We start from the raw sequence: 25,454 nt of genomic DNA, 5'->3' as shown, positions 1-25,454 counted from the left end.
AACAGTATTTTGAGAGTTGTCAGTTTTTCCAACAACATTGAAATCCATCCCTACATTTGAAGCAACATTTTGCCCGTGGGAATAAACCTCCACAGTAGACTGGGAGGGGGATAGAGAAAATTGAGATAAATTAATCTCGGTGTTAGTCGAATCCGAGGGTTGTAGATTGCGGGGAGTAGAGGACTCCCGGGCGATCGCCGAAGGGGAAAACAAGCAGACAGCGATCGAAGGAAACAGAAGCACCGATGATTGACGATTTAAAAGCATTTAATTATCCTCCGGAGTACCGACAGGTGGGGAGGGGGGCACCTCCGCGGCGGGGACGACTGCGAAATTCATGCGTGCCATACCACCAGGTTCTAGGCGAACCAGACGCGAGAGACTATTCCGTTCGCTGACATAAGAATTAGGAGCTAAAGTAAAACCCGGGACACTATTGAGGTCCAAAGCGCCGGTACGATAGCCAGCCACCACATTAGCCACAGAGAACAGACCGCGTTCGTCCGTAATGATGCGATTACCATCATCGAGGAAAATAATCGCATTAGGAATACCCGGTTCATCCGGTTGTTGTTCGCCGTCGAAGTTCTTATCTTCAAACACGCGACCGATTAGCGTCCCGCAATCCGAGAGAATTCCCGGGTCGAGACGCAGTTGGTGAATCGCCGGACCGTCCTTAATATCCAGACCGGTATCCGTGCGACGACCGTTAGCGAAAGCAGAATTGCGACCATTACCGCGAAGGGCGTCTGGGGTGACGCGGGCGGCGTAGACAATATTAATCACTTGCGCCGAAGGGAGAGTTACGCCGCGCAGGTCAAAAGCGATCGCGCGTCCATCGCGATCGATGGTCACAGGTAATTCTCGTCCCTCCAACTCAGCGCGGACCGACCCTTCGCGCAACTGGAACCCAAACGGTAATCGGTCCGTAATCACCAAACCCGATATAGGAGAACTGGACAAATTCCGAACTGCCAGTCGATAAATCACCGTATCGCCCGGTTCGGCGGCGGCGCGATCGCCAGTTTTATCGATTTGAATTTCCTGCGCTTCGCACACAGCAGTAGTCAAATCGAAGCGACCCAATGCCAAACCCACCCGGGAAGCATCGCCAATATCAATGCTTCCCGTGACGCTAGTTGCTTCCGACGTAGCGCCAATCGGGCGTCCATCCAACGCCGTCACCCGATAAGTCACCACACCATTCTCATTCGACAAAATTTCGATGCGGAGACGACGTTCAGCATAATTGCTTCCCGAAGGCGGCGTCACCAACAAAATATATTGACGGCCCGGGTTCAACTGACCCCGATTCACATCCAGCAAGAAATTGTAAGTACCATTTTCCCCATTTGACAGGAAGAACGGGTTAGCGTTGGTGACATTTGGTTCCACCCCAACGGGCACATCATTATTCGGGCGATCGCGCTGTTCAGTTGGCGTCAACGCCACCACTCCTGCAATTCCGCCCGTGGGGTCATTGGGGTCCGCTTCATACAGACCCACCTTAAACCCGGTATAGTCCGCCAAAATCTCCCCAGCGCATCCGGTAATTTGACCCAACGGCGTTTGAGAAGGGGTAGTCAGCAACGGAGGCGGAATAATCACCGTTTGTTGGTCTCCCGGTTCGTCGGGAATTTGCGGGTCTGTAGGAATACCCACCGTCACCCCAGTGCCCGTATCGGGAATTTCCGGAACTTCCACTTCCACCGTAATCACCACCCCATCATCGGGCGGAATCACCACATCCACCGGCGTGGTCACCGGTTGTGCTGGTGGGGTATCCGGTAGGGGTGGTGGGGTGGGGACATTATCCGGTAAAGGTGGAATCGACGGTTGCGGGAGAGGGGGGAGGGAAGGAGACGCAGTGGGTTCTTCCGGAGTCGGAGTTGGTTCCGGAGTCGGAGTTGGTTCCGGCGACTCCGAGGGGAACGGAGTAATCGTCGGACCGGGAGAAGGGGAAGGCGAGGGAGAGGGCGATTCCGGAGGGAAGCAGTCTTGAATCAGGAATACTCCATTGTCGCTGTTGAGCATAGAATAGGACAAACCGCGAACGATACCGCCGGTGGTGACGCGCTGGATCGATTCGGGGTCGGGAATTTGGAAGCGCAGGGTTCCGTCTGTGGGGTTGCGGATGACGAAATCGAAATAAAGTACGTCTCCTTGTTGGATGCTGCTGCTGACTCCTTCGCGAATGTTACGGATTTCTTCGATAAACTCTTCTGCGAAGTCGCGCAGGAGTTGTTCTTTATCCGGGACTACGGCGATCGCTGCTTGAAAGGCGTCGCGAAACGCATCATCTACTGCAGCGTTATCGCCGGAAGCGACAATACTCGAAATCACTTGTTCGGTTACCGCTTCCGCTTCCCGTTCGCTCAGTCCTCTCCCGACTAGCAAGCTTTTCGACAGTTCGGCGGTAACGGTGACGGCGGTTTCCTGGGCGCGATCGCGTTCTAGGGCGGCGATCGCTGCTGCTTGAGTGGGAACCGCTTCTACCACTGCATCTCGCGCGGCGATCGCCACTTCCCGGAAACTGGAATCTATCGGTAACTGCGCCAAAGTCACGGTAACTGCGATCGTCGCCCGGGTTGCTTCCCCCTGAGTAAATCCCAGAGCCATCAATTCATCCGCCAGCCCCCCAGCGAACAATCCGGTGACGCGATTATTGGCACTATCGCGAATCCCACTCGGGTCTACCGCCACCGGACCGTCGGGAATCACCGGGAGTACCACGGAATTGGTTGTCCCTTCGATGCGTTCCGCCGTTCCGTTGGTGTTGTAACTAAACGACCCTTCATTTTGCAATAAATAACCCGGAACCACACATTGGGGTGCATCTTGTTGCGCCGAGGCCAGTTTCGGTTGCCAATTTCGCACGGAAATGCCGAAACTCCCCGCCGCCACTATCGCGGCGAGCAGAATACCCGGAACCGCCGCGCCATCGAAGAACGATTCGCGGTTGTTGCTTGGTTCTGTGCCTCTGCGTCTGTCCTGGTTCATTTGACTGTGACTTGAAACTGTCCGGACACCGTAGCGATCGCGGGGACGGGATTCTCAAATTGCCAGCGAATATGGGTATAGCTCGACGCCGGTGCGGGTCGAACTTCCCGCCGCCCATCTTCCCTTTCCACTTCCACTGTGGGATTCGCCACAAAGGTTTCCCCGTTATCGATGCTGTAGGTTATCTGCGCCGCATCGCTACTGGTAGCGGAGTCAAGGATATATTCCATCGGCGGCGGAATCGGTTGTGTGAGGGTGAAATTCACAATCTCGCGATCGCGATTGTTTTCCCCCGCGATCGTATATCGAATCCTATCCCCCGGTTCCACTGTTGCTTGCGCCGGCAATTTCAACCACTCGGTGGTTTCCCTTCCATCCTCCTCTTCCACTGTCACTAATTTATGCGCTTCTAACCGAATTTCTACCCCATTCTCTTGACTCAACAACCGGGTTTTTCCCCAGTCACTTCTCGGCGTAACCCCCATTTCCCCCCTTCCACCCCCATCAATCTCCCACGCCCCTCCCCTCGGCGAGACTGCTACAGCAAAACTTCCGTTAAAACTTAATATTAAAATGGCAATGATTAAAAGTAATTTAGTCATTTGTCCTTTATCATTTGTCCTTTATCATTTGTCCTTTATCATTTGTCCTTTATCATTTGTCCTTTATCATTTGTCCTTTGTCCTTTGTCCTTTGTCCTTTGTCCTTTGTCCTTTGTCCTTTATCCTTTATCCTTTGTCCTTTGTCCTTTGTCCTTTGTTCTTTATCATTTATCATTTATCATTTGTCATTTATCATTTGTCATTTGTTCTTTGTTCTTTGTCCTTTGTCCTTTGTCATTTGACCAATGACCAATGACCAGTGACCAATTACCCTTTAATTCACCTGTCGCTGAAAGGTAAAGGTTCCCGACTCGCCCGGTCCGAGAGTACCTCTAACGCGGACAACATAGCGGGTGACGTCGGAATCCACAGTGGTTCCGCGTTGTTCTCCTGTAGGATTGGTCGCGGGTTGACCGCTAAAGAACTCTACCGTTCCCCCTCGAGAATCGGTGGCGGAACCGACAACATGAGAGGTATCGATTCCCGTTGTCGGGTCATTATCCCCATCAATGTTTTCGGTATCCAGCGCCCAATTATTTCCCCCGGGATTAGTGGTAGGGTCGTAGGTTGTTCCATCTTCAACAATGACTACATCAGTTGCATCTAGGGTGACATTGCCCGGTCTTCCTTGGAGAGAAAAGTTGTTATAAGTCAAACGATATTCGATAATATTACCCGGTCCGGGAGATTTCGGGTCGGGGCTAAAGTTGTCTTGACCGGGAATAATATCCGGTCCGTTACCTTGAAGCAAGCGAGATTCTTTATTAATTTCGACAAATCCGGTGTAAATGCGATTAATTGTAGTATTGCCGGTTTCCGTGGGGTCGAAAGAACCATCGCCATCTTCATCAATAAAAGCGGCGATCGGAACCGGATATTGACTGTTGGGTTCGGCGTTGGGGAGTTGAACCGAAACGCCGTAATCTGCGGGGGAAACATCAGAGGGAATAGTAATTGGGGTATCGGTCGTGGAAAATCCGGTAGCGGGGTCGTAAACGTAGGTAACCGATCGCCCTCCATAGGTAATCGTCACTGTAGTTCCGGCGGGTAACGCATTGGGGTCCTCTGGCGGGGTGGGCGCGAGGGTAATCGGTTGTCCGGTAGTATTGCGTACCGTGTTGGTAAAGTTACTAGGCGGTGGGGTGAAGGTTTCTCCCGGTTCGAGATTCGCCGGAATGGGTAGCACTTGGTTGGTAAAATCGTCGTTATCGTCGGTCGGTCCGATCGCGTCGGGTTGTCCGAGAGGTCCGCTGAAAATACCCGACTCCACTGTGGAAATCGGCACTACATTAGCCTCCCCGCCCGGACCTTCCCCGGTGTTATCATTGTTGGGGTCTTGTCCGTCAGTTCCCGGGTTGGCGACACCGGTCCCGATAAGCGGATTCTCGGTGCTATCCGTGGGCGGAGGCGTTCCATCATCGTTAAAGTTATTCGGATTTTGGTCGCCAGACTCGTCATACACCAGCAAGTCAGGATTCCCATCAGTTGCGCCGAAGACTTGGGCGATATTGGCGATCGCTGCATTCCCGGTGACGCCATCGGTCACTACCTTATACTCAAACCCACTAACTGTAGTTCCCGCCGCGATCGTCCCGTTAAAAATAAACCCGATGCGGGTGACATTTCCCATCCCGCCCAGGGTCTCCACATCCGTGGTCCAAGGCGCTTGCATGGCATTGATTTCGGCGGGATTGGCGTCGGTAAACACCACCTCCCATCCCGTAGGCGCAGTCCAGCTATCTTCAATTAATGTAGTTCGGTCGGGAATCGCATCTGAAACTAACAAGCGATTGATGGTATTCCCATCCACGGTAAGAGAAATTCCCGTAGTCGCCACTAAGTCACTCGGAACGATACCGCTACTTCCGGGCGGAAGACTCGATCGCACATCTAAAGTCAACTGATAGTTAATTTCGTCATCCCGAGGAGTGGCGGGATTATTCACTTCCACCGGCGTGGCGTGAGTTTTGTAAAGCGCCACTAACGCCAAGGGAACCCCCGCCACTGTCGCCGTTTGGGTGTCGCTTGCTTCGCGAGTCCCATTGACTGGATTTCCCGAGGTTTCCCCCGCCACGGAATTATCCGCCCCATCCACAGTAAATACATCGGTGGGATCGGCGACTCGTTCCAAATTTTGGGCATTGTTGGGGGTATTACCCAGGGTTACGGTAATTTCGTCATCGGCGATCGCGCTATTCGCCACCGTGACGGGGACGCGGACCAAAATACTTTCCTGCGGCGAAAACGCATTGCTGGTAAATTCATTCCCGCTGATTTCCGTCCAAGTGGTTCCGCCATTGACACTGAACTGCAAATTCCCGGAAATGCTTCCCGATCCGACTACCGTCGCGGAATTGGGAATCCGAAATCGGGTCGGATCGTTCCCCACATTGGTAATCTCGTAGCGGTAATAAAGCAAATCGCCCACGTCGATTTCACTCCCGCCATCCGCAATAGAAATCCCATCGGATTGGACGGTAATCCCCGCCACTTCCGCCACGGTGAGAATCACCTCGTTGGAAAACACGGGGTCGAGAGGAACGCCGGGATTGTTTGGGTCTTCAAAAGTACCGGTGGCCCGGTTTCTAATCTGCGTCCCTGCTGGAGTCACCTGGGCAAAAACCGGAAACTTCCACCAGAATGCTGCAGGCAGAATCATCATTCCACCCAACACCGCTACGGCAATTAAATTGTAAGGTTTTCCCTGCTTTTGGTCAGGGAGTTTAGGGGAGTACACGGTAAAAGATGACCCTGTTTACGGTAGTAGATGCGTAGATGCCCCTAATGGCTAGCCTTTTACAGTATATTTACGAAGTTGTCTTAATTTGACGATATTTATTCTAGTAGATTCACGGTTGACCTATCCAAAAAAAAATTTTTTTGTCTGTCAACCATTTCTGGTATGATTATTCCCTTTTGGCTGCAAAATCTTTCACCCCTCCTTCCCTGGCATTTTCCGAATTGCCCAGTCTATTACCATAAAAAGTGCGAAATTGAGGAGTTTTAATAAAACTTTAACTGCAAATTCATAAAACTTTAGAGTGAGGAGAGAATAATGTACCGGAAATCACTGAAACCACTTGCCCATAGGGGTTGACATTTTTTCTGAGTCATGGTAAAAAAATCGAAACTTGTGAAATCCGCTCTTTTCAAATACAAGGGGCTGTAGCAGACTAGCGATCGCAAAATCGTTCTATAAATAAGGAGTCGAAATGGAAACCAATACGGATAATGTGCAATATGGAATCGTCTTGGTCACCGCCGAATCCCGAGAGTCCGCCGAGGCGATCGCCGAAGCATTAGTAGAATCCCATCTCGCCGCCTGCGTCAGTCTCACCCCGGTGCGATCGATTTACACTTGGCAAGGAGAAGTCAATCGCGATGACGAAATTCAACTGATTATCAAAACCGACCTGCAACGATTTGACGCCCTAGAAGCTAAAGTGCGCCAAGTCCACCCCTACGAAGTGCCAGAAATCATCGCCCTTCCCATTCACGCTGGTTTTGCTCCCTACCTACAGTGGATTTCCGAACAAGTGCAATAGGTCAATGGTCACTGGTCGCTGGTCATTGGTTATTGGACAAATGACCAAGGACAAATGACAAACAACCAATGACCAACCACTAATAACAAACCACAAACGCGATCGCCGTTTCCCAAGGAACCGTTCCATTCCCTAACTCCCGTCTAAACGCCGCTTCCACCGTTCGCACTTCTGCGGGAGATAACATTTGCGCCAAACGAGTGACATAACTGGATCGGCCCCGAGTTGCGGGAGTAAACCAGCGATCGAGGACCGTGGGAGTCACCGCCATTTGAACGAGCGATCGCTCCTGGTACAATTCTACCCTAAATCCCGCCTGTTGAAACGCCGCTTGCAAATCTTCTGCCTGCCAATTTACCATCGGGTCGGACTTATCCTCATAAATGGCCTCTTCCGCCGCCACCAGACGGTCATATAACCCCGCCTGCAACCGAGAGCGATCGAGGAAGCGATACAGACGTTGGGTCTGCTGAGGGACGGTTTCGGCTAAAATCAGTCGTCCCCCCTGTGGGAGTAACTGGGTCAAACACAGAGCGATCGCCGGTTTATCCGCTTCGTGGAGGATCGCATTTCTGCCGATAATCCGGTCGAACTTCATAGGGGGCGCATTTTTTGCCAATCGATTCGGTAACTGTGATAAACTGGAATGCAGCACCTGCGGGCGCATCAGTTCGGGCAGGGCGATCGCCTGTTGTGCTAAATCCTTCGCCTCAGTTGCACTGCGACACACTGCATACACCCCGCCTTCGGGGACTCGTCGAATCGCTTCCCAAGTCAGCAATCCGGTTTTGGCATGTAAGTCCAAAATCAGGTGATGGCGCTGGGGTTGGGCGAGTTCAAACAGGCGATCGCGCAGGCGTTCCATGGCGTCGCCCATCTGGCCCAAAGTGCGCTGCAACCAGCGATCGGCGCTGCGATCGCTGGGGCTATAGGTGAGAATTTCTGCCGGCACTTCCCCCGCCCCGGAAGCAAATGCGGCCAACTGCGCTTCCCGTCGTCGTTTCACCCGAACGGCAATTTCCCCTTCGCGCCCCTGAGAGGACGGTTGATAGAACAGTTGCCCTTGCAAATTGGCGGGGAGATATTGCTGCGCCACCCAATGGTCGCGATAAGCGTGGGGATACAAATATCCCGCCCCGTGACCGAATCCTTTTTTATCCCGGGATGCATCTTTCAAGTGCGTGGGAACTTGGGTTTCCCGTTCCTTTTCCACCGCCGCCAGGGCATCGAAAAATCCCATCGCGCTATTTGACTTAGGTGCGGTGGCCAGGTATAATGTTGCTTGCGCTAAATGATAGCGTCCTTCCGGCATGCCCACGCGATCGAACGCGGCGGCGCAGGCGTTGACCACCACCACCGCCTCCGGATCCGCCAATCCCACATCTTCGCTGGCGAGGATTAACAGGCGACGAAAGATAAAGCGCGGGTCTTCTCCCGCATACACCATTTTCGCCAACCAGTAGAGGGCCGCATCGGCGTCGCTACCGCGCATACTTTTGATAAATGCGCTGATAGTGTCGAAATGGGCATCGCCTTCTTTATCGTATAATACCGCCCGCTGCTGAATGGATTGTTCCGCCACATCCAGGGTGATGCAAATGGTTCCGGCGTCGGTGGGGGGAGTGGTTTCTACGGCGAGTTCCAGGGCGTTGAGCAAGGAACGGGCATCGCCATTGGCGACTTGAATCAGATGGCCGATCGCCTCGGGTTCGATGTGGATACTCAGTGTGCCATACCCCCGATCGCGATCGTTGAGGGTTTGCTCTAGAACTTTATATAAGTGCGCTTCGCTCAGGGATTGCAGTTGGAAAATCCGCGATCGGCTCACTAAGGCTTTATTCACTTCAAAAAAGGGATTTTCCGTGGTTGCGCCAATCAGAATCACCGTCCCATTTTCTACCCAAGGTAACAGGGCATCTTGTTGGGATTTATTGAAGCGATGCACTTCATCTACAAATAATATGGTACGCTGGGAATGACGGTCCCGGCGCTGTTTGGCGGTGGCGATCGCCTCGCGAATGTCTTTCACCCCAGAAAGTACCGCATTAATAGCAATAAAATGGGCTTTTGTGGTATTGGCAATCACCCGCGCCAAGGTGGTTTTTCCGGTTCCTGGCGGCCCGTAAAATATCAAAGAAGAAAGGCGATCGGCTTGGATAGCGCGCCTCAACAATCGTCCTTCTCCGAGAATGCTCTCTTGCCCGATAAATTCCTCTAAGGTGCGCGGACGCATCCGCGCCGCCAGGGGTTCTTTGGGTTGGCTATCTGGCAGGTTTTGATTGAATAAATCCATCAATTAAATCGAGTTTAAGTGCAATTTTATTTTACCAAAAATGTGAAAAGCATGCGAGATTAATCGGGAAATAATTGCCAAAATTAATACTCGTTTTAACCTATCCAAATTATTGATTTAATCGAGATTAATATGGCTTAATTTGTATTAAATTAATTGCCATATTTTTGACTAAAAAGCATGATAGGTTATCCCACCCGAAGATGGGTGGGAATAGGAGAGAATGGGGGTTAGAGATGGGTGGGATATTGGCTGAGGGAATGTTGGCGATCGCGTTGAGTCAGGGGTGGAAAAACCAGAGAGGTTTCGCGGTTCACTAAAGCTTGGAATATCTGTTGGTCGAGGCCCCAAACTTTGCATTCAAAACTGGCGTTAACGCGCTGACCGCCTTTGCGAACCATCGCCCAGTGACAGTGGGGCAAAATCCAATCTTGAAATTGGCGAGCAGCTTGTAGAGAAGGGAAGCCGAAATAATCCACCCAGCGTTCCCCATCAGCGCACAGAGACACCATGCGAGTGCTAATCGTTAGGGTTTTCCAGTTTGCGGTTTTCGGGCATTGTGCCAGCATCGATTTCCAGGCATCTAACACCCCAGAAAGTTCTTGTTTGGTCAGAGAGTATCGCGATTTGGGGGTGCCCAGGACTTTGGCAATTGTGGCGGGGGAAAATGCTTCGCCACTTTGGTGTCGGTCGATAGAGCGAACTTCCTCTATCAACTGAGTTTTCGTGGGAATTTGGCGAGTCATGGCTGGAGGTAAAAGCGTGGAGAATTGAACATGGATAGTTTTATTATAGCATAAATCCCCAAACTGGAGGGAGTTTAGGGGAGATTTGCGGGAAAAATTTAGGAATAAAAATAGTCGCCCGGGGGAGAGTTTCCCGTCACGGGAGAAAGAGGGGAAAAGTGGTGAGCGGGATTACCATTTCAGGAAGATAGAAGAGCCAGCGATTTCGTCATCGGTGCCCAGGATGATGCCAGAGATGCCCGGTAACAGTTCGATCGCTTCTACCTTGTGACCCGGGAGACGATGTAAAGGAACCAGAGAAGAATTGCCTTGAAACCCGAAGCGATCGCCTTGCAGTTGAAACATGCCCACCACATAAACTGCCGAAGTAAACGGGCCTTCATCGCCAGGGTCCGTAGCCGAACTGAGATAGAGAATGCCCGTAGGATTGACTTTAATATCAGAAATGTGACGAACGTCATTTTCCGGCCAAGGAACGCGGATAATAGTCGAACCGTGTAAAGAGACGCGATAGGTAGTTGGGTCGAAACTGCCCCAATAAAGAATACCCGGGTCTTCATCTTGGCCACGATGTGCCCAAACCGCGAGCAATTGACCGTCAACTTCTTGTAATGCAAAGCCTTCTAAATTCGCTTCGGGATCGACCTCGGGTAAAGTAAAGACCTCGAGAAGTTCCACAGCGCGATCGGGGACGAGTTGAAAATGATAAACCGTGCCATTACTCGATGCAGCCATAAAAGAAGGAGTCGTGCCGAATGGTACAGTGGTGAGGGATTCTAAATCCACCGGATAGGCGGCATTGGGAGGCCAAGACAAGGGAAAATACTCAGGGGAATTGTCGCCTTCGAGGGAGATTAAAGCCACGCGACCTTCCCCGGGATTTTTGTTATCATGGACAACCAGAAAACAAGCGTTAGGGGGGCAAGAGATCCAGGAGAGAGGTTGTTGGGCGATCGCCATGCCACTAATGCCGAAGCCAATGCCACGTTTGACCTGACGCCACTGGCGGGAGAAAGCGAGGAGCGAGATGAGTACGATGAGAAATCCGCCCATCAAAAAAACAAATGGTTTTTGAAATTTATGCATTGACAACCTCCGGAGAAATTAAGATGGCGAAAAACACAGACATGGAATAGAACCCCCTGGGCCAACCCACTGAGGCGATATCTTACCTGATGCGAAATTGGCCGACCAAGTTCTAAGCACCCGGGTAGGGGGGGGAGTACCCTGGCGAGGGGTGGGGTTCCAGTGTCACCGGAGGGAGGGGAAAAAGGCAAGTCTAGGGGGAGGGACAGCAATTGAGATTAAAGACGAAGCGGATCCAGGCGGCCTCGGAAATTCGCCAATATCTTGTTTTAGGATAAGGTAGAGTGGCAAAGGCAGCGCGCCCGGGTTCCCGGAAAAGTCCACCGTCCGAAAAAGTCAATGTTTAGATGGAACAATAAAATCAAAATCCAGGTACAGTATGAGTATAAAATATCACTCGATAAGCCGGAGTAGTTGACAGGAATGTTTTTTTTGCCACAGGCAACCGATGTCTTACCTGCTGACAGAACCCTCCATCTGTGACCGGCCTAGAGATTTTCCGCGCTTTCGTTGTGAACCTCCCAGGATCCATGATTGATAACACCGCGTTTTCGATCCATCTTGCCATTGACCGCCATCCGCTAACAGTGACCGCCGAGACCCGCGTCAGCGAAGTCATCGTGTTGATGAGTCAGGAGCGATCGAGCTGCGTGCTGGTGGTGCAAGGGCGCAAACTCCTGGGAATTTTCACCGAACGGGATGTGGTGCAACTCAGTGTTGGGGTGAAGCCAGAGGACACCCAATCCTTCGCGCAACTGTTTGGAGAGTGCCCGATCGCGGAGGTGATGTCCCACAAGCTCGTCACCAGACTCGAATCGCAACTGCAAGATTTAAAAACCACCCTCAACTTAATGCGATCGCATCAAATTCGGCATCTGCCCATTGTAGACGAGCAAGACAATCTGGTGGGAATCATTACCCATCAAAGCATTCGCAAAATTGTCAAACCCGCCGATTGGATGCGCTTGCGCCGGGTTGGCGAAGTGATGACGCCCCTAGTGATTAGCGCCCCGGAGTCGGCGTCAGTGCTGGAATTGGCGGGATTGATGAGCGCCCATGACGTCAGTTGTGTGAGCATCGCCCGGAAGATAGAAACGGGAAACGGCAATCCAGAGACTTGCTCAGACACAGGAGAAAATCCACCGATAAAAATTCCCCTCGGAATCGTCACCGAACGAGATATCCTACAGTTTCAGGCATTAGGACTAGACATCGCGCAACTGCAAGCGATGGAGGTGATGAGTTCCCCGGTATTGCGCGTGCAACCCACCGATTCCTTGTGGAAGGCGCATCAGTTAATGCATCAGCATCGAGTGCGTCGGTTGCTGGTCATCGACGAGGCGGGGGTATGGCAGGGAATCGTCACTCAAACCAGCTTGCTGCAAGGCTGTGCGCCGATGGAAATGGACGAAGCGATCGCCGCCTTGCAGCGCTTAGTGGACGAACGAACCAGCGAATTGCGACAAGCAAACGACCAATTGCGCCGCGAAATCCTCGATCGCAAACAAAAAGAAGCCGCCTTAAAGTTTTCCCAAGCCCGTCTCGCCGGCATTCTCGATAGTGCGGACGATGCAATAATTTCCGTAGACGAAACCCAGTCCATTCAACTGTTCAACCAAGGGGCGGAAAAAATCTTTGGCTACTGCGCCTGGGAGGTACTCGGGCAATCTTTGGCGATTCTGTTACCGGAAAACCAACGCGAGATCCATCGACAGCATATCGACAATTTTAGCAAAACCACCGACAAAGCCCGCCGCATGGGGTCTCGCAGCCAAGTATTCGGTCGTCGCAAAGACGGCACCACATTTCCGGCGGAAGCATCGATTTCTCAGTTGGAAGTGGGTTCCGAGAAGATTTTTACCGTGATTCTGCGCGATATCACCGCCCGGGTGGAAGCCCAAGCCGAAATTCAGCGACAATTGGAACGAGAGCGACTGTTAGCCGGCATGCGCGATCGCATTCGCCAGTCTCTCGACCTCAACGAAATTCTCAACACCACCGTAGCTGAAGTCCGCCAATTTTTAACCACCGATCGGGTGATTATTTACCGCTTTCAACCGGACTGGAGTGGCAAAGTAGTCGTCGAATCCGTCGCCGACCCCGCCATGCCCCTGTTAGGACTGAGAATTCTCGACCCCTGTTTTGGCGAAACTCATGCCGAACTTTACAAACAAGGTCGGATTAAAGCCACCACAGATATTTATAACGCCAATATGAGCGAATGTCACATCAATTTATTAGTGCAATTTCAAGTGCGCGCTAATTTGGTGGTGCCGATTTTATTCAATGAAGACTTAAGAATTACGCAAAACTTTCAACTGCTTGGCTGCGATTTTCCGCAAGAACATTCCCAATTGTGGGGACTGCTGATTGCCCATCACTGCACAGAAGCCCGCCATTGGCAAACTTGGGAAATGGATTTTCTCAAAAGTTTGGCCACCCAAGTGGCGATCGCCATCCAACAATCTTCTTTATTCGAACAACTGCAAGCCGCCAATCAACAGTTACACCAACTCGCCGCCCTCGATGGCTTAACCCAAGTGGCCAACCGACGCGGATTTGACGAAACTTTAAACCGAGAATGGCGACGCATGGCCCGCGAAAAAGCACCGTTGTCTTTAATTTTATGCGATATCGATTTTTTTAAACTCTATAACGATACTTACGGACATCAAGCCGGCGATGAATGCTTGCAACGGGTTGCCGCTACGTTGAAAAGTTGCGTCAAACGTCCGGCGGATTTGGTAGCGCGATATGGTGGCGAAGAATTCGCAATTATTTTACCCCGCACTGAGGCAGCGGGTGCGTTAGAATTAGCCCAGGAAATTCGCCATCACGTGCGGCAATTGCAGGTGCCACACGCCCAATCCCCCATCAGCCCGTATGTGAGCTTGAGTTTGGGGGTAGCTCATACCATTCCCCGCTCCGGCACTTTACCCAATGTGCTACTAGCGGCTGCCGATCGCGCCCTTTACGACGCCAAAAATCAAGGCCGCGATCGAGCCGCGTTGCACCCTTTGCCCGGTGCCGCCCAAAGAAAAGCCTAACCGCCGCTTCACTTTATATAAAAGCAGCCCTGGGAGGTTTAGTATAAATTGGAAACAGGGCACTGCTGCGTCCCGGGTGGTACGCGGGTCAGAATATCAATCCGTCCCCAAAAATGTCAAAAACCCCGTACAATAAAACAAAACCCCAGCAAATGCACTTGCGAAACGGCTTGAACTGGTTAACTCGAGCGATACCCCACCCCAAGCGATCGCGCCCGCAAAACCCCGAGGCGCGATGGCACCCCTATGTATTCGGCGTCCGCACCCGGATCGTGCTGCTGTACGTCCTGCTGATGGCTTGTTCCACCCAAGTCTCCGTCGCCGCCATCCGCCACGTCCTCTACCACCGATTTCAAGACCGAGTAGAACAGAACCTCAGACAAGAAATCAAAGAATTCCAACTTTTACTGCAAAAGGAGAACCCGCAAACCGACTATAATCTCGCCGCCGTTTTTCACCAATTTCTTTCCACTCACATTCCCCACGAAGGGGAATTTATGGTCGCCTTACTCGATGGAAAATTATACGAATCCAGTCCCACCGCACTCCCTGCGCCCTTGGCACAGAATGCGGCGCAAATAGAACGCTGGGGACAACAAAACCAACCGCAGCGCGGCGAGATAATCACCCCCACCGACAAACTACTCTACCAGATTCAACCCCTCACCATCGCCGACGAAACCCGAGGCGTGTTTGTGGTGGTGCAGTCCACAGCGGGATACCTGCAAGAAATCGAAGCGGTGGTCGCTTTAGTCACCCAAATCACCGGGGGCGTATTGCTCGTCGCCTGCATTTTCGCCTGGGTGGCGGCGGGGCGCGGATTAGCCCCCCTGCGCCTGCTTACCGAAACCACCCGTTCCATCAGCGCCTCCGACCTGACGCAACGCATACCCGAACGCGGTTCCGACGAAATCGCCGTTTTGACGCGCACCTTCAACCAAATGCTCGATCGCCTGCAAAATGCCTTTGCCACCCAACGCAATTTTATCAGCGATGCGGGTCACGAACTGCGGACCCCGATTACCATTATTCGCGGTCATCTCGAACTCATGGGCGAGGACCCGCGCGATCGCGCCGAAACCCTCGCCCTAGTCAATGACGAACTCGATCGCATGAGTCGCTTCGTCAACGATTTGCTGCTTCTGGCCAAAGCGGAACAACCGAACTTTTTGCACCCAGACCGCTTAGACCTGCAGGAATTTACCGCAGAATTATACGCCAAAATCACCGCCTTGGGCGATCGCGCCTGGACCTTGGACGCCAAAGGAAGCGGTGCGATCGTGGCGGACCGACAGCGCCTCACTCAAGCATTGGTCAATTTGGCGCAAAATGCCACCCAACATACCCACCCCGGGGATACCATCGCCCTGGGTGTCTCCCGCAATCACACCGGGGTGCGCTTGTGGGTGCGCGATACCGGCACCGGCATTCCCCCAGACCAACAAGAGCGGATTTTCCAGCGCTTTGCCCGGGTGGGTCGCCGCCGATCCGAAGGGGCGGGATTGGGATTGGCTATCGTCCGCGCGATCGCCGAAGCGCATCGCGGTCGCGTGGAAGTGGAAAGCAAGCTGGGTGAAGGCTCTATCTTTACCTTAGTCTTGCCGGTCAATTATATTTAACCGTATCGTCCTCCACCCCTAACCCTCACCCATGAATCGAATTTTAATCGCCGAAGACGAACCCCGAATTGCCGCCTTTGTGGAAAAAGGACTGCGATCGCATGGCTTTACCACCGTGGTGGTCGAAGACGGTCGCCAAACCCTGCAAATGGCCGATAGCAACGACTTTGACTTGCTGATTTTAGACTTGGGTTTGCCCGACATGGACGGATTAGAGGTATTGCAGCAATTGCGCGGACGCGGCGAATTTTTGCCCACCATCGTTCTCACGGCGCGGGATAATATCGACGATAAGGTGTCTGGATTTGAAATCGGTGCCGATGACTACATGACCAAACCCTTTCGGTTTGAAGAACTCCTCGCCCGAGTGCGCGTCCGCCTGCGCGATCGCACCCGTACCCCCGGGAAAGACCCGATGACCCTCAAACTCGGGGATTTGACCTTGGATTTGCGGACGCGCCGGGTGACGGTGGGCGATCGCCTGGTGGAACTCTCTGCCCGGGAATTTACCCTGGCGGAAACCTTCATGCGCCACCCAGACCAAGTAATGAGCCGCGAACAGTTATTGTCTCGGGTTTGGGGCTACGATTACGACCCCGGCTCTAATATTGTAGATGTTTATGTGGGCTATTTGCGAAAAAAATTCGGTAGCGATCGCATCGAAACCGTCCGAGGCATGGGCTACCGAATGCGCCGCTAAACCCAGCGCTCTATGAATTTATGAGAACTTTCTCATCTTTGTTTCATCCCCGCTTTACTCCTGAATGTGAAACTGAATGATAACAAACATTCGCGAGTATTTCCGAGGCGCACAAAACCATGAAAAAATTATCAGCGATCGGCTTAACCTCAACCTTAATGGCCACCCTTTCCACCGGATTGATGTTCGGGTTTGCTCCCCCCGCTACCGCCGATGAAATCGTCACCGAAGAAGGGGAAGTGGTGCAACTGCTCGATGATGGATTTATTCTCGATACTGGCACCGAAGAAATTGCGATCGATACCTATCCCCTCGGAGAACGAGACCCCCTGGATTTGACCGTGGGCGAGTCGGTCTCCGTCTACGGCGAACTCGATGACGACGACGCCGAGATTGATGCCTTTACCATCACTCGCGAAGATGGCTCGACGATTGAAATTCCCGATGATGATGATTGAAAAAAATTAGTTGAGGTTGAACTCGAACGCGCCAAGTAATTTGCATCCTTTTGAAGTGACTCGTTCCCAGAAGCTCTTGGGAACGAATTTACCATTTTTTTATCTTAAACTACAACAACCGAAACACAGACGATCGCGGCTTGGGGTAAACATAATGCATGGCGATAGTCTATCTATGAATTGGGGGGAGAGTAATGAAACTAACACGCTTATTGCCCTTAGCCACCATTTGGATAATGATGGGCATTTCGGCGGTCCGGGCGGAACTCGAACCGGTGCCGATTCGCGAGTTACTGGAAAAACCAACGGGAGTGGCGATCGCAGGCGAAGTAAAAAGCATTGTGGGTAACGAATTTATTCTCGATGATGGCACCGGACAAATTATCGTCGATGCCGGTCCGCGTTGGTGGCACCAAATCGAACTGCTTCCCGGAGAAACCGTTACCGTGGTTGGCGAATACGATGACTACGATTTTGATGCCTTTTCCATCACCCGCGAAGATGGAACCCTCATCGAAATTCGCGACGCTTCCGGTCCTCCACCTTGGGCGGGCGGACCAAATCGTCGGCGGCGGAATTGAGAACTGAGAATTGACACCAATATCAACCGCATTTGAGATGAATTTTATATTCTCCCCAATCCCATAGAGGAAAGGCGGATTATGGTTGGTTGAAAACCAACCTATCATACTTTTTCATTCGCCCATTATTACGATCCAAAACAGATGGGATTTCGGCATCTAGGAGTCATCAACCAAGATCGGGTGCGAGGGGGTGCCGGATTTCCGCCGCATTCTCACGCCAACATGGAAATCCTCACTTACGTGCTAGAGGGGGCGCTGGAACATAAAGACAGCATGGGGAATACCTCAGTGATTCGGGCGGGGGATGTGCAGCGGATGAGTGCGCGGACCGGCGTCACGCACAGCGAGTACAATGCCTCGGAGGGGGAATGGGTACATTTGCTGCAAATTTGGATACTGCCCGATCGCCTGATAGCCGCCGAGTTACGAGCAAATTACCGTTGCACGGGAGAGGAAGCGAGGAAAACTCGAATTAATTGCCTCGCCGCATCATGGCGATCGCGCCGTGACGATCCATCAAGACGTGAATCTTTACGCCACCTTGCTGCAGAGGGGAGAAGAAGTGGTGCATCGCCGCCTTGAAAACCGCTATGGGTGGGTACAGGTAGCGCGCGGAAGCGTCACCCTGAACGATCGCCCCCTGACAGAAGGGGATGGGGTTGCTTGTGGGGGGTCGCAATTGCTGAAACTGGTGGGGGAGGAAAATGCCGAGGTGCTGTTGTTTGATTTAGGATAAAGCGACAGGGAGAGGGGGCGGGTTTTTTCACTGGTTTGGCGATCGGCATTCTGGGGAGAGAATACCCGCCCCAACAATGGGGAAAAAACCCAATTCAGACAATGCGATCGCCCCAAAAAAATTAACAATGTATTTTCCTTTCAGCGGTTCGGGAAAAGTGAAACAAGCAGGTACAATAAAGCCATCTGCCGTTATTCGCTCTTGGTAAAAAATCACCGTATATGCTAGAAACAGAGCCGAGCCGGATATTGCGAGTTGCTTGTTTGGCGTCATTGCTGACCCTATTTTCCCAGTTACCAAACATGGCACCGATAAAAACAGTTTCACCGGCCAGGGCGAATCCCTTACCCGTGCAAACCGCTCAGATAGAGGATACAGAAGGATGCATTCTCGGCGATCGCGAAGCACAACAGCCATTAACTGCATTAATTCCCACCGAGGAGCGGGTAATTTCCACCCTAGCCAGATATCCCACTTTTTTATTTTACCTGCCGCCCACTGCTGCCGAAAGGGCAGAATTTATCCTGTATGATGACCGTCGCCAGCCCCTTTACAAAGTTGTGTTTGTCATCAGTGGCGAAGGGGGAATAATCAGCCTGAATTTACCCACAAGAATTAACTTACAACCGTTAGAAATTGGGCAGCGCTATCCATTTTCCCTGTCCGTGATTTGCGATCCGAGTGCCCCCGATCGCAATTTAACCGTAGGGGGAAGAATCGAGCGAATCGAACTCCCAGAAAGGGTAAAAATGGAAATAGAAAATGCCCTCCTCGGCGATCGCCCCCGGATATATGCCGAAGCGGGCTTATGGCTGGATGCCTTAACCCAGTTAGCGGCATTGCGCCGCGCCAATCCCAATGACCCGGCCCTACTCAGGGAGTGGGAAAGTACGTTAAACGCCTTGGGATTAGAACCGATTGCCCAAGCGCCATTCGTGAATCCCTAACCATAGCGGAATCCTACCGAGGCGATCGGCGATTTTGCAGAAATCCGGGCAGATCCAATCCGGGAGAGGTGGGGGGTTGTTGGGGTTGAGGTTTGGGGGCGGGAGGAGGGGGTGGCGCGGATGTCGGTGGTTGAGACAGAGTGCGGCGCTTTGGCGGCGGTACGGGGGCGGAGGTTTCGCGACGGATGGGGGGTTTTTCCGACGCGATCGCCTCCGGTTCGGTAGAAAATCCGGTGGCAATCACCGTCATTTGCATTTCCCCTTCCAAGCGATCGTCGATCGCCGCGCCGAAAATAATATTTGCGTCCGGATCCACCAACTCGTAAACTGCTTCAGCGGCGGCATTCACCTCATGCAAAGTCAAATCCATGCCGCAAGTAATATTAAACACCACGCCCTTCGCCCCTTTAATCGAACTTTCCAAAAACGGCGAAGACATGGCACTGAGTGCTGCTTGTCTGGCGCGAGATTGACCTTCCCCGATGCCAATGCCCAACAAAGCGGTACCGGCATTTTTCATCACCGATCGCACGTCGGCAAAATCCACATTCACCACCCCGGGAACCACAATCAGATCCGAAATTCCCTGCACCCCTTGGCGCAGGATATCATCTGCCACCTGGAAGGCATCTTGCACCGGCAGATTATCCGAAATCACCGACAGCAGCTTGTCATTGGGAACCGAAATCAGGGTATCCACGCGACTTTGCAGGGCCTCCATGCCGGCGTCAGCTTGGTTGGTGCGCCGTCTCCCCTCGAAGGTAAAGGGACGAGTCACCACCCCCACTGTCAGCGCCCCTTTTTCCCGCGCCACTTCTGCCACAATCGGGGCCGCCCCGGTACCGGTTCCGCCACCCATCCCGGCGGTGACGAACACCAAATCGCTACCCTCGAGGGCCTCGGCAATTTGAGCGCGGGCATCTTCCGCCGCCTTGAGTCCGATCGCCGGATTGCCACCGGTTCCCAGTCCTCGGGTTTGCTTGTGTCCGATTTGCAATCGGGTATCGGCATAGCATTGGGCTAGCGCTCTCGAATCGGTGTTAATGCCCACGAATTCCACACCGAATAGTTCGCTGGCAATCATCCGGTTGACGGCATTGCATCCGCCACCGCCCACGCCAACGATTTTAATTTTGACTAAACTATTAACCACTGATGGTTCCTCCTGGATGTCTGCCGTTCGAGCAAGCGATCGCCTCTGTCATTGTGCCAGATAAACACCCCGCGATCGCGATCGCATTGCCCTATCAATTGCCCACAATCGAAAAATTGTCAGCATTTCCTGTTCTATTTTTCCGATTTCCTCGGGTCACGAAACCGGAAACTCCCCAAGGAGCCAGACCCTCGCCCTTCTATCTCCACTGTTTTACCTGACGATAATCGCCCACATGCAAGCGGCCAAAACCACAGTGGCGAGATGTTGGGGCAACAGCGATCGCACCGGTTGACGGGCTATTTTTTGGGTTAAAACCACCGTCAATCCCACGGCGACCATTAAGGTCGTGCCCTGCAAAAATTCAATCACCGCCGGATGCGCCACCCAAATCGGCAATCCTTCCCCACTCAATCCAAAGGTAGCAAAACTCACCGGCAAAATGCGTCCCGCCTCGGTTAACCCCAAGCGCAGATAGTGAGCCAAACTTCCGCCCAATACGAGGGGCAAATACCCATATGCAAGCTGCAAGAACGGTTTCGGTTTCGGTTGGCGATCGAACAGCTTCATCGCCCCATGCGCCAGAAAAGGAACGCTCACCGGCACCAACAATGCCGCCACCGACAGGGCAAAATGCGGCCAAAACTGGGTTAAATCTACATTGAATTCCAGTTGGGCATTAATTTCCGGCAAGCGATGCAAAAAGATGCCGCCCAATAATAATAATAACAGCGCCACTTCATAACTGCGCGGCACGTGGGTGGTCCAGAGTTCAATTCCCGGGGGACGTAAATTAAATTCGACTGACCGATGGGGACAAGCTTTCAAACAAGTCATGCACAGCACGCAATCGCGATTGTCTTCTAATTGTGCTGGGTGAGAATAAAGCGGGCAGCCGTTGGTTGCCATGCCTTCGCCTTTTTGCGGGCCGCCTTTATAACACTGATAGGTGGTACATTCGGCGGAACAAGTGCCCTGCTGCGCTCGCAGTTCGGTCATCGAAAGTTTGGCAAACAATCCGTTCATGCCGCCGATTGGGCACAGATAGCGGCACCAAAACCGCCGCTCGAAAATGGCGGAAAAAATCATCGCCCCGGCGGTAATCAGCAGCAGCAAACAAGCGGAAAGATAGGCGGTATTTTCTAAATTCCAGAGTTCTTCCCAGAGGAAAATTAATGCGAATAAGCCGAATAAGAACCAGCCGCCCCATTTTTCCGCATCTTGTCGCGGCCAGTATTTCAGTTTGCGGGGGAACAGCCACAAGGAGAGTTTTTGGGTGATTTCCCCGTAAATCATAAAGGGACAAATGGCGCACCAGAGACGTCCGACGAAGGGAAAGGCAAACAAGACCACGGGCCACCACCAAGCCCAAAATAAGTTTAAGGCCAGGTTGCGATCGCGCGTTTGCGGTCCGAGAAATAACAGGGCAACTACTAGGGCGAAAAAGGCAAAGGTAAAACCATAATTGATGCGATCGGGCCACCAAGGACTGCGAAGAAAGTTCCGCAAGCGGGGATATGCGTTGAGCAAATTAACGCGAAATTGTTTTTTCTTGCTTTGTGCGGACCAAAAGATTTCTTCCGTGAGTTCCGAGGCGCAGTCAGACTGGACGATCGCCCGTTCTACCAGGTTTTGCAATTCGCGAATATTGCCGGGAAAATCATAGGCTTGCAGGCGGCGCAAGGCTTCCGGGGTGAGATGGGGTTTTTCGAGACCTTTGGCGCGACAGTAGAGGCTGGTATAATAGTCCACTTGAGCGGCAATATCGGCTTTACGAACCCGCAGGGGTGGGACTTTGATGGTGCGCTGGATGTGACGTTCGATTTGTGGGAGGCGACGTTCCCCGATCGCGATGATTTTGGCTTGGCAGGTTTTGGGTGACGGCGGAGGATCCCCTGACCGCGTGACGGGGGTATAGGTTTGGGTTTCCAACAGGTGGGCGATCGCCTCGGTGAGTTCTGAGGGCAGTTCTTCGATATTATTTAAGACTAATGTGCCTTCGCCTAACCATTCTAAAAGTCCCGGTTTGCCTCCCGCGCGCCCAAATAATTCCGCACCACTGGTTTGCAGAATGCCGCAGTCAATTTTGACGATCGCGCTTCGGCGGGCGGGTGAACCAAAGTGAATCAAGGCGGCGGTATTGTCTTTTTCCAGTCCCGGTTCCCCGAAAATGAACACCGACAAGCGATCGCTGCCCGCTTCGCGGATTTGTTGGCGCAGGCGCGCCGCATAGCGACTTTTGCCCACAATCCCCCGTTTGGCTTTGGCGATCGCATAGGGGCGCAGTTCGTTTTGTCGTTGTTGTTCGTAATCCAATGCCTCGGAAACATCGGCGAGTTTTTCCACCAGGAAGCGGGAAAAGGTTTGGGCAATTTCGGGGTATTCTTGGACTAATTGTCCGAAGCGATCGCGAGGCACAAACCACAGGTGACATTCGGTTAACGTGGTCACGGTTTGGCCGGCGTTTTGGTCTAAGATGAGTTCTTGTAGGTGAATCACGCTTCCGGGTAACAGGGAGGCGGGATTTTTCGGATCTGAGGCGATCGCCGCCCTCTGGCGGGATTTACCCGCTACTTCTAAGCGTCCCTGTTTGAGGATGTAAAGTCCGGTGGGTGGGGTTTCTTCTCTCGCCAACACTTCGTTGGCATCAACTACTTTTTCTTCCAGCATTTGCGCGATCGCCTTTAATGCCGGTTTGGAAAGAATGCCTAGGGTGGTTCTTTCGCTCAACCACGTCACCCATTCTCTGCCGCTCATAAGCCTGTGCTCCCTCAATGCTGTGTCTTATTTTAACAAGCGCGAGGCTTTTTGATAAATTGCTTCACCTACATTGCAAAATCTCTGTGCAAAAGCTTTCCGCTTTATCCCTCGAGGGGGATAATTTTTTTGCATCTTCCCGATTAAATAAACTTTAACTTGGCTTTGACACCGGGGAAGAATTGTGGTATAATTAAATATTATTTATTGATGATTGGCTGCGGGGCTGTGGAATTGCCGGCGCGATCGCGGCGAGTAAGGGCGCAGAGTGCAGATCGAAAATATCTGAGGGAAAAATGGGATTAGACAGTTCGCAACTCGTGGATTTGTGGGTGCCTTTGGTTCTGCTTGGGTCTATCGTGTTAGCAGCCATTTTTTTCAGCAGCAAATAATCGGCCAACTGCGCCAAGGCGGCGGTTTTCCGATCCAAGTAAAGCGACCCTGTGGGAATGGAAATGGCACAGGAGATTAGGACTGCTGTAAGTGGCCGATCGCCGCAATTAATTCCTCGGGGCGATCGAGAGCAAAATCGGGATTGTGCTTGACTAATACTTCTTTAGAGTTAAATCCCCAACTCACGGCAATCACCTGCACGCGCGTGTTTTTTGCCGCTTCAATATCCCGGGTTTCATCTCCCACATAAATAACCTCTTCCGGGAGGAATTTTTCTTGGCGCAAAAACTTTTTAATCACTTTACTTTTGCCAAAAAGCGTGGAACCCGAATGCACGAAAGAGAAGACTTCATGTAAATCATAGTTGTGCAGAAAAGTTTTCACATTGTCCTGAGAATTCGAGGTGACAATGCCCAGAGGATAGCCCTTACTTTTCAGGTCAGCGAGGACGTCAATGATGCCGGCGATCGGCTTTAAGTTTTGAATTTCTTGGTTTAACTCCAGTTTGACCATCTGCAACAGAAACGGGACTTTTGCTAGGGGAACCTTGGCGGTTTTAATAATTTGCATAGAGTTTAAATTTCTCAGCGCCTCCACATCTTCTGCAGTGGCTTTTTGGTAGCCAAATTCACCGGATAGCCGATTGGTAATTCGGACAATGGCCTCCAGAGAATCCACCAAAGTTCCATCAAAATCAAATAATACAACTTTTCGGTTCATTGCGCTCCTCGCTTAGTTGGCTATCCAACACCTTAATATAGACGATTGTCAACAGCATTTATCGGCGGAACCGAGGCATCGATAGTAACCGGTTCCGGAAAAGGGAGTGATTCCCGCTATCTTTTTCCACTTTACCCTTTTCCCTGGGTAGGTTAGATTTCCGCATTGACCCATAACCCTTGATATTTTTCCCATAATTCCACCCGCGATCGCCGCTGTTCCCAAAACTAAAATCTTCTCCCCATCCCCCCTTGGGGTTCGTTGCGCGAGGGTGTGGCGATCGCATTCCCCGGTGGGGTCAGCTTCAGGGCGCGTCACGCGATCAAATCTGAGTTGCATTTCAGCGGGAATCTGTGGAGGATATCGCCGTTGTGCGCGATCGCTAAAATTCTACTACAGCCAATCCATTCTGCACCTGGGCGGGGGAAGGACACTCCCCTGTCAATTCACTGCATCATTTAGCTAAGGTGCCTTACTCCCTAAAGAATGCCGCGATCGCCTTTAGCGCAAAATCGGACTCCCGTGGTGATGAATTAAATACCATTTTCCGCCCATCAATTCAAAAACATTCGTCGCCACAGAAAACGATTTATTTTTCTGAGCGCCACTCACCTGAATCACCTTTTCAACCAACACCACATAGGCCATATTATCCTGAACTTCAGTGGCGGTAATTTGCAGTTCGATTTCCAAAGACTTCGTGACCCGAAAAATCTTTTCCCACCCGGCGCGGATGTCGTCCCATCCTTTTAAAACCTGGCGTCCGGGATGAACGCAAAGACTGCTGGTTCCTTGGGACCAAACCGCACTCATCGCCGCGATATCTTTATTTTGGAACGCTTGATAAAAAGCCTGATTGGCATCTAAAACATCTCGTTCGACAGACATGGTTTCACTAGGGTTAACGTTCATGTCGTATTTTAGAATAATCGAGAGTCTGCGGGGTATCGCCCAGCAAAGGTTAAACTAAGCAATTCCGTCACCAGAACTGCTCGTCTTCAAAACCGGACTTGAGACTTTCACCTCATCCGGGGACTCAACAGTTTGGCCTTTGTCATAGGCACCGAG

At 52.0% G+C, this 25,454-nt stretch carries 24 protein-coding genes; 10 read left to right on the top strand and 14 right to left on the bottom strand.

Annotated elements, in window-relative coordinates:
- The 4 genes from AC0QH1_RS26525 to AC0QH1_RS26510 all read right to left on the bottom strand — a co-directional run.
- A partial coding sequence (locus tag AC0QH1_RS26525; RefSeq protein WP_324634463.1) for a hypothetical protein occupies window positions 1–267 on the bottom strand: 267 nt, incomplete at its 3' end.
- Window positions 268–3,000 (bottom strand): DUF11 domain-containing protein, encoded by a 2,733-nt coding sequence (locus tag AC0QH1_RS26520; protein ID WP_324634462.1) that lies wholly within the window; start codon window positions 2,998–3,000, stop codon window positions 268–270.
- The gene (locus AC0QH1_RS26515) at window positions 2,997–3,602 is read right to left on the bottom strand and encodes a hypothetical protein (RefSeq protein ID WP_324634461.1); all 606 of its coding nucleotides are present in this window, start codon (window positions 3,600–3,602) and stop codon (window positions 2,997–2,999) included. The genes AC0QH1_RS26520 and AC0QH1_RS26515 overlap by 4 nt, the downstream gene beginning before the upstream one ends.
- Window positions 3,603–3,876: 274 nt before the next feature.
- Window positions 3,877–6,339, bottom strand: coding sequence for a DUF7925 domain-containing protein (locus tag AC0QH1_RS26510; RefSeq protein ID WP_324634460.1), 2,463 nt, complete (start codon window positions 6,337–6,339; stop codon window positions 3,877–3,879).
- Between the two features lie 475 nt (window positions 6,340–6,814).
- Between AC0QH1_RS26510 and cutA the strand changes: the two genes are divergently transcribed.
- On the top strand, window positions 6,815–7,147 hold the full coding sequence (gene cutA / locus AC0QH1_RS26505) for a divalent-cation tolerance protein CutA (protein ID WP_324634459.1): 333 nt from the start codon (window positions 6,815–6,817) through the stop codon (window positions 7,145–7,147).
- A gap of 79 nt (window positions 7,148–7,226) precedes the next feature.
- Here cutA and AC0QH1_RS26500 read toward each other — a convergent pair whose 3' ends face one another.
- The 3 genes from AC0QH1_RS26500 to AC0QH1_RS26490 all read right to left on the bottom strand — a co-directional run bounded on the left by AC0QH1_RS26500 (window position 7,227) and on the right by AC0QH1_RS26490 (window position 11,272).
- Complete coding sequence (locus AC0QH1_RS26500) at window positions 7,227–9,440, bottom strand: AAA family ATPase (protein ID WP_324634458.1); 2,214 nt, start codon at window positions 9,438–9,440, stop codon at window positions 7,227–7,229.
- 230 nt (window positions 9,441–9,670) lie between these two features.
- Window positions 9,671–10,186, bottom strand: a complete 516-nt coding sequence (locus AC0QH1_RS26495; RefSeq protein WP_324634457.1) for a hypothetical protein — start codon at window positions 10,184–10,186, stop codon at window positions 9,671–9,673.
- A gap of 171 nt (window positions 10,187–10,357) precedes the next feature.
- Complete coding sequence (locus tag AC0QH1_RS26490; RefSeq protein ID WP_324634456.1) at window positions 10,358–11,272, bottom strand: hypothetical protein; 915 nt, start codon at window positions 11,270–11,272, stop codon at window positions 10,358–10,360.
- A 530-nt stretch (window positions 11,273–11,802) separates the two neighbouring features.
- Here AC0QH1_RS26490 and AC0QH1_RS26485 point away from each other — a divergent pair.
- The 7 genes from AC0QH1_RS26485 (at window position 11,803) to AC0QH1_RS26455 (ending at window position 18,416) form a co-directional block, all read left to right on the top strand.
- Window positions 11,803–14,319 carry a diguanylate cyclase domain-containing protein gene (locus AC0QH1_RS26485; RefSeq protein ID WP_324634455.1) on the top strand — a complete coding sequence of 839 codons (2,517 nt, stop codon included), beginning with the start codon at window positions 11,803–11,805 and terminating at the stop codon, window positions 14,317–14,319.
- Window positions 14,320–14,432: 113 nt separating this feature from the next.
- Entirely contained in the window at window positions 14,433–15,938 is a 1,506-nt protein-coding gene (locus tag AC0QH1_RS26480) for a sensor histidine kinase (protein WP_324634454.1), read from the top strand.
- 31 nt (window positions 15,939–15,969) lie between these two features.
- Complete coding sequence (locus tag AC0QH1_RS26475; protein WP_324634453.1) at window positions 15,970–16,638, top strand: response regulator transcription factor; 669 nt, start codon at window positions 15,970–15,972, stop codon at window positions 16,636–16,638.
- Window positions 16,639–16,757: 119 nt separating this feature from the next.
- On the top strand, window positions 16,758–17,096 hold the full coding sequence (locus AC0QH1_RS26470; RefSeq protein ID WP_324634452.1) for a hypothetical protein: 339 nt from the start codon (window positions 16,758–16,760) through the stop codon (window positions 17,094–17,096).
- 194 nt (window positions 17,097–17,290) lie between these two features.
- The gene (locus tag AC0QH1_RS26465; RefSeq protein WP_324634451.1) at window positions 17,291–17,677 is read left to right on the top strand and encodes a DNA-binding protein; all 387 of its coding nucleotides are present in this window, start codon (window positions 17,291–17,293) and stop codon (window positions 17,675–17,677) included.
- A 144-nt stretch (window positions 17,678–17,821) separates the two neighbouring features.
- Window positions 17,822–18,262, top strand: a complete 441-nt coding sequence (locus AC0QH1_RS26460; RefSeq protein ID WP_324634450.1) for a pirin family protein — start codon at window positions 17,822–17,824, stop codon at window positions 18,260–18,262.
- Window positions 18,186–18,416, top strand: coding sequence for a pirin family protein (locus AC0QH1_RS26455; protein WP_324634449.1), 231 nt, complete (start codon window positions 18,186–18,188; stop codon window positions 18,414–18,416). The genes AC0QH1_RS26460 and AC0QH1_RS26455 overlap by 77 nt, the downstream gene beginning before the upstream one ends.
- A 27-nt stretch (window positions 18,417–18,443) precedes the next feature.
- Here AC0QH1_RS26455 and AC0QH1_RS26450 read toward each other — a convergent pair whose 3' ends face one another.
- Window positions 18,444–18,689: a hypothetical protein gene (locus AC0QH1_RS26450; RefSeq protein ID WP_324634448.1), complete on the bottom strand. Its 246-nt coding sequence runs from the start codon at window positions 18,687–18,689 to the stop codon at window positions 18,444–18,446.
- Window positions 18,690–18,718: 29 nt separating this feature from the next.
- Between AC0QH1_RS26450 and AC0QH1_RS26445 the strand changes: the two genes are divergently transcribed.
- Window positions 18,719–19,363, top strand: coding sequence for a DUF928 domain-containing protein (locus AC0QH1_RS26445; protein ID WP_324634447.1), 645 nt, complete (start codon window positions 18,719–18,721; stop codon window positions 19,361–19,363).
- 13 nt (window positions 19,364–19,376) lie between these two features.
- Here the strand turns inward: AC0QH1_RS26445 and ftsZ are convergent, their stop codons facing one another.
- Window positions 19,377–20,516: a cell division protein FtsZ gene (gene ftsZ, locus AC0QH1_RS26440; RefSeq protein ID WP_324634446.1), complete on the bottom strand. Its 1,140-nt coding sequence runs from the start codon at window positions 20,514–20,516 to the stop codon at window positions 19,377–19,379.
- 2 nt (window positions 20,517–20,518) lie between these two features.
- Between ftsZ and AC0QH1_RS26435 the strand changes: the two genes are divergently transcribed.
- The gene (locus tag AC0QH1_RS26435; protein ID WP_324634445.1) at window positions 20,519–20,737 is read left to right on the top strand and encodes a hypothetical protein; all 219 of its coding nucleotides are present in this window, start codon (window positions 20,519–20,521) and stop codon (window positions 20,735–20,737) included.
- Here AC0QH1_RS26435 and AC0QH1_RS26430 read toward each other — a convergent pair.
- The 5 genes from AC0QH1_RS26430 to AC0QH1_RS26410 form a co-directional block, all read right to left on the bottom strand.
- Window positions 20,730–23,273 (bottom strand): AAA-type ATPase lid domain-containing protein, encoded by a 2,544-nt coding sequence (locus tag AC0QH1_RS26430; protein WP_324634444.1) that lies wholly within the window; start codon window positions 23,271–23,273, stop codon window positions 20,730–20,732. The genes AC0QH1_RS26435 and AC0QH1_RS26430 overlap by 8 nt on opposite strands.
- 193 nt (window positions 23,274–23,466) lie before the next feature.
- Complete coding sequence (locus tag AC0QH1_RS26425) at window positions 23,467–23,703, bottom strand: hypothetical protein (RefSeq protein WP_324634443.1); 237 nt, start codon at window positions 23,701–23,703, stop codon at window positions 23,467–23,469.
- 38 nt (window positions 23,704–23,741) lie between these two features.
- The gene (locus AC0QH1_RS26420; RefSeq protein ID WP_324634442.1) at window positions 23,742–24,386 is read right to left on the bottom strand and encodes an HAD-IA family hydrolase; all 645 of its coding nucleotides are present in this window, start codon (window positions 24,384–24,386) and stop codon (window positions 23,742–23,744) included.
- Window positions 24,387–24,434: 48 nt separating this feature from the next.
- Window positions 24,435–24,725, bottom strand: a complete 291-nt coding sequence (locus AC0QH1_RS26415; RefSeq protein ID WP_324634441.1) for a hypothetical protein — start codon at window positions 24,723–24,725, stop codon at window positions 24,435–24,437.
- A 162-nt stretch (window positions 24,726–24,887) separates the two neighbouring features.
- On the bottom strand, window positions 24,888–25,274 hold the full coding sequence (locus AC0QH1_RS26410; RefSeq protein ID WP_324634440.1) for a nuclear transport factor 2 family protein: 387 nt from the start codon (window positions 25,272–25,274) through the stop codon (window positions 24,888–24,890).
- Between the last annotated feature and the right edge of the window lie 180 nt (window positions 25,275–25,454).

The sequence above is a fragment of the Phormidium sp. CCY1219 genome (assembly GCF_055795085.1).
The sequence above is the reverse complement of the archived record's forward strand: the minus strand, read 5'-3'. Positions and strand labels throughout refer to the sequence as shown.

Coding starts and splice junctions, on each gene's coding strand:
- AC0QH1_RS26520 (WP_324634462.1), bottom strand. CDS start 3,000: ATGAACCAGGACAGACGCAGAGGCACAGAACCAAGCAACAACCGCGAA.
- AC0QH1_RS26515 (WP_324634461.1), bottom strand. CDS start 3,602: ATGACTAAATTACTTTTAATCATTGCCATTTTAATATTAAGTTTTAAC.
- cutA (WP_324634459.1), top strand. CDS start 6,815: ATGGAAACCAATACGGATAATGTGCAATATGGAATCGTCTTGGTCACC.
- AC0QH1_RS26500 (WP_324634458.1), bottom strand. CDS start 9,440: ATGGATTTATTCAATCAAAACCTGCCAGATAGCCAACCCAAAGAACCC.
- AC0QH1_RS26495 (WP_324634457.1), bottom strand. CDS start 10,186: ATGACTCGCCAAATTCCCACGAAAACTCAGTTGATAGAGGAAGTTCGC.
- AC0QH1_RS26490 (WP_324634456.1), bottom strand. CDS start 11,272: ATGCATAAATTTCAAAAACCATTTGTTTTTTTGATGGGCGGATTTCTC.
- AC0QH1_RS26485 (WP_324634455.1), top strand. CDS start 11,803: ATGATTGATAACACCGCGTTTTCGATCCATCTTGCCATTGACCGCCAT.
- AC0QH1_RS26480 (WP_324634454.1), top strand. CDS start 14,433: ATGTCAAAAACCCCGTACAATAAAACAAAACCCCAGCAAATGCACTTG.
- AC0QH1_RS26475 (WP_324634453.1), top strand. CDS start 15,970: ATGAATCGAATTTTAATCGCCGAAGACGAACCCCGAATTGCCGCCTTT.
- AC0QH1_RS26470 (WP_324634452.1), top strand. CDS start 16,758: ATGAAAAAATTATCAGCGATCGGCTTAACCTCAACCTTAATGGCCACC.
- AC0QH1_RS26465 (WP_324634451.1), top strand. CDS start 17,291: ATGAAACTAACACGCTTATTGCCCTTAGCCACCATTTGGATAATGATG.
- AC0QH1_RS26460 (WP_324634450.1), top strand. CDS start 17,822: ATGGGATTTCGGCATCTAGGAGTCATCAACCAAGATCGGGTGCGAGGG.
- AC0QH1_RS26450 (WP_324634448.1), bottom strand. CDS start 18,689: ATGACGCCAAACAAGCAACTCGCAATATCCGGCTCGGCTCTGTTTCTA.
- AC0QH1_RS26445 (WP_324634447.1), top strand. CDS start 18,719: ATGGCACCGATAAAAACAGTTTCACCGGCCAGGGCGAATCCCTTACCC.
- AC0QH1_RS26435 (WP_324634445.1), top strand. CDS start 20,519: ATGGTTCCTCCTGGATGTCTGCCGTTCGAGCAAGCGATCGCCTCTGTC.
- AC0QH1_RS26430 (WP_324634444.1), bottom strand. CDS start 23,273: ATGAGCGGCAGAGAATGGGTGACGTGGTTGAGCGAAAGAACCACCCTA.
- AC0QH1_RS26420 (WP_324634442.1), bottom strand. CDS start 24,386: ATGAACCGAAAAGTTGTATTATTTGATTTTGATGGAACTTTGGTGGAT.
- AC0QH1_RS26415 (WP_324634441.1), bottom strand. CDS start 24,725: ATGCAACTCAGATTTGATCGCGTGACGCGCCCTGAAGCTGACCCCACC.
- AC0QH1_RS26410 (WP_324634440.1), bottom strand. CDS start 25,274: ATGTCTGTCGAACGAGATGTTTTAGATGCCAATCAGGCTTTTTATCAA.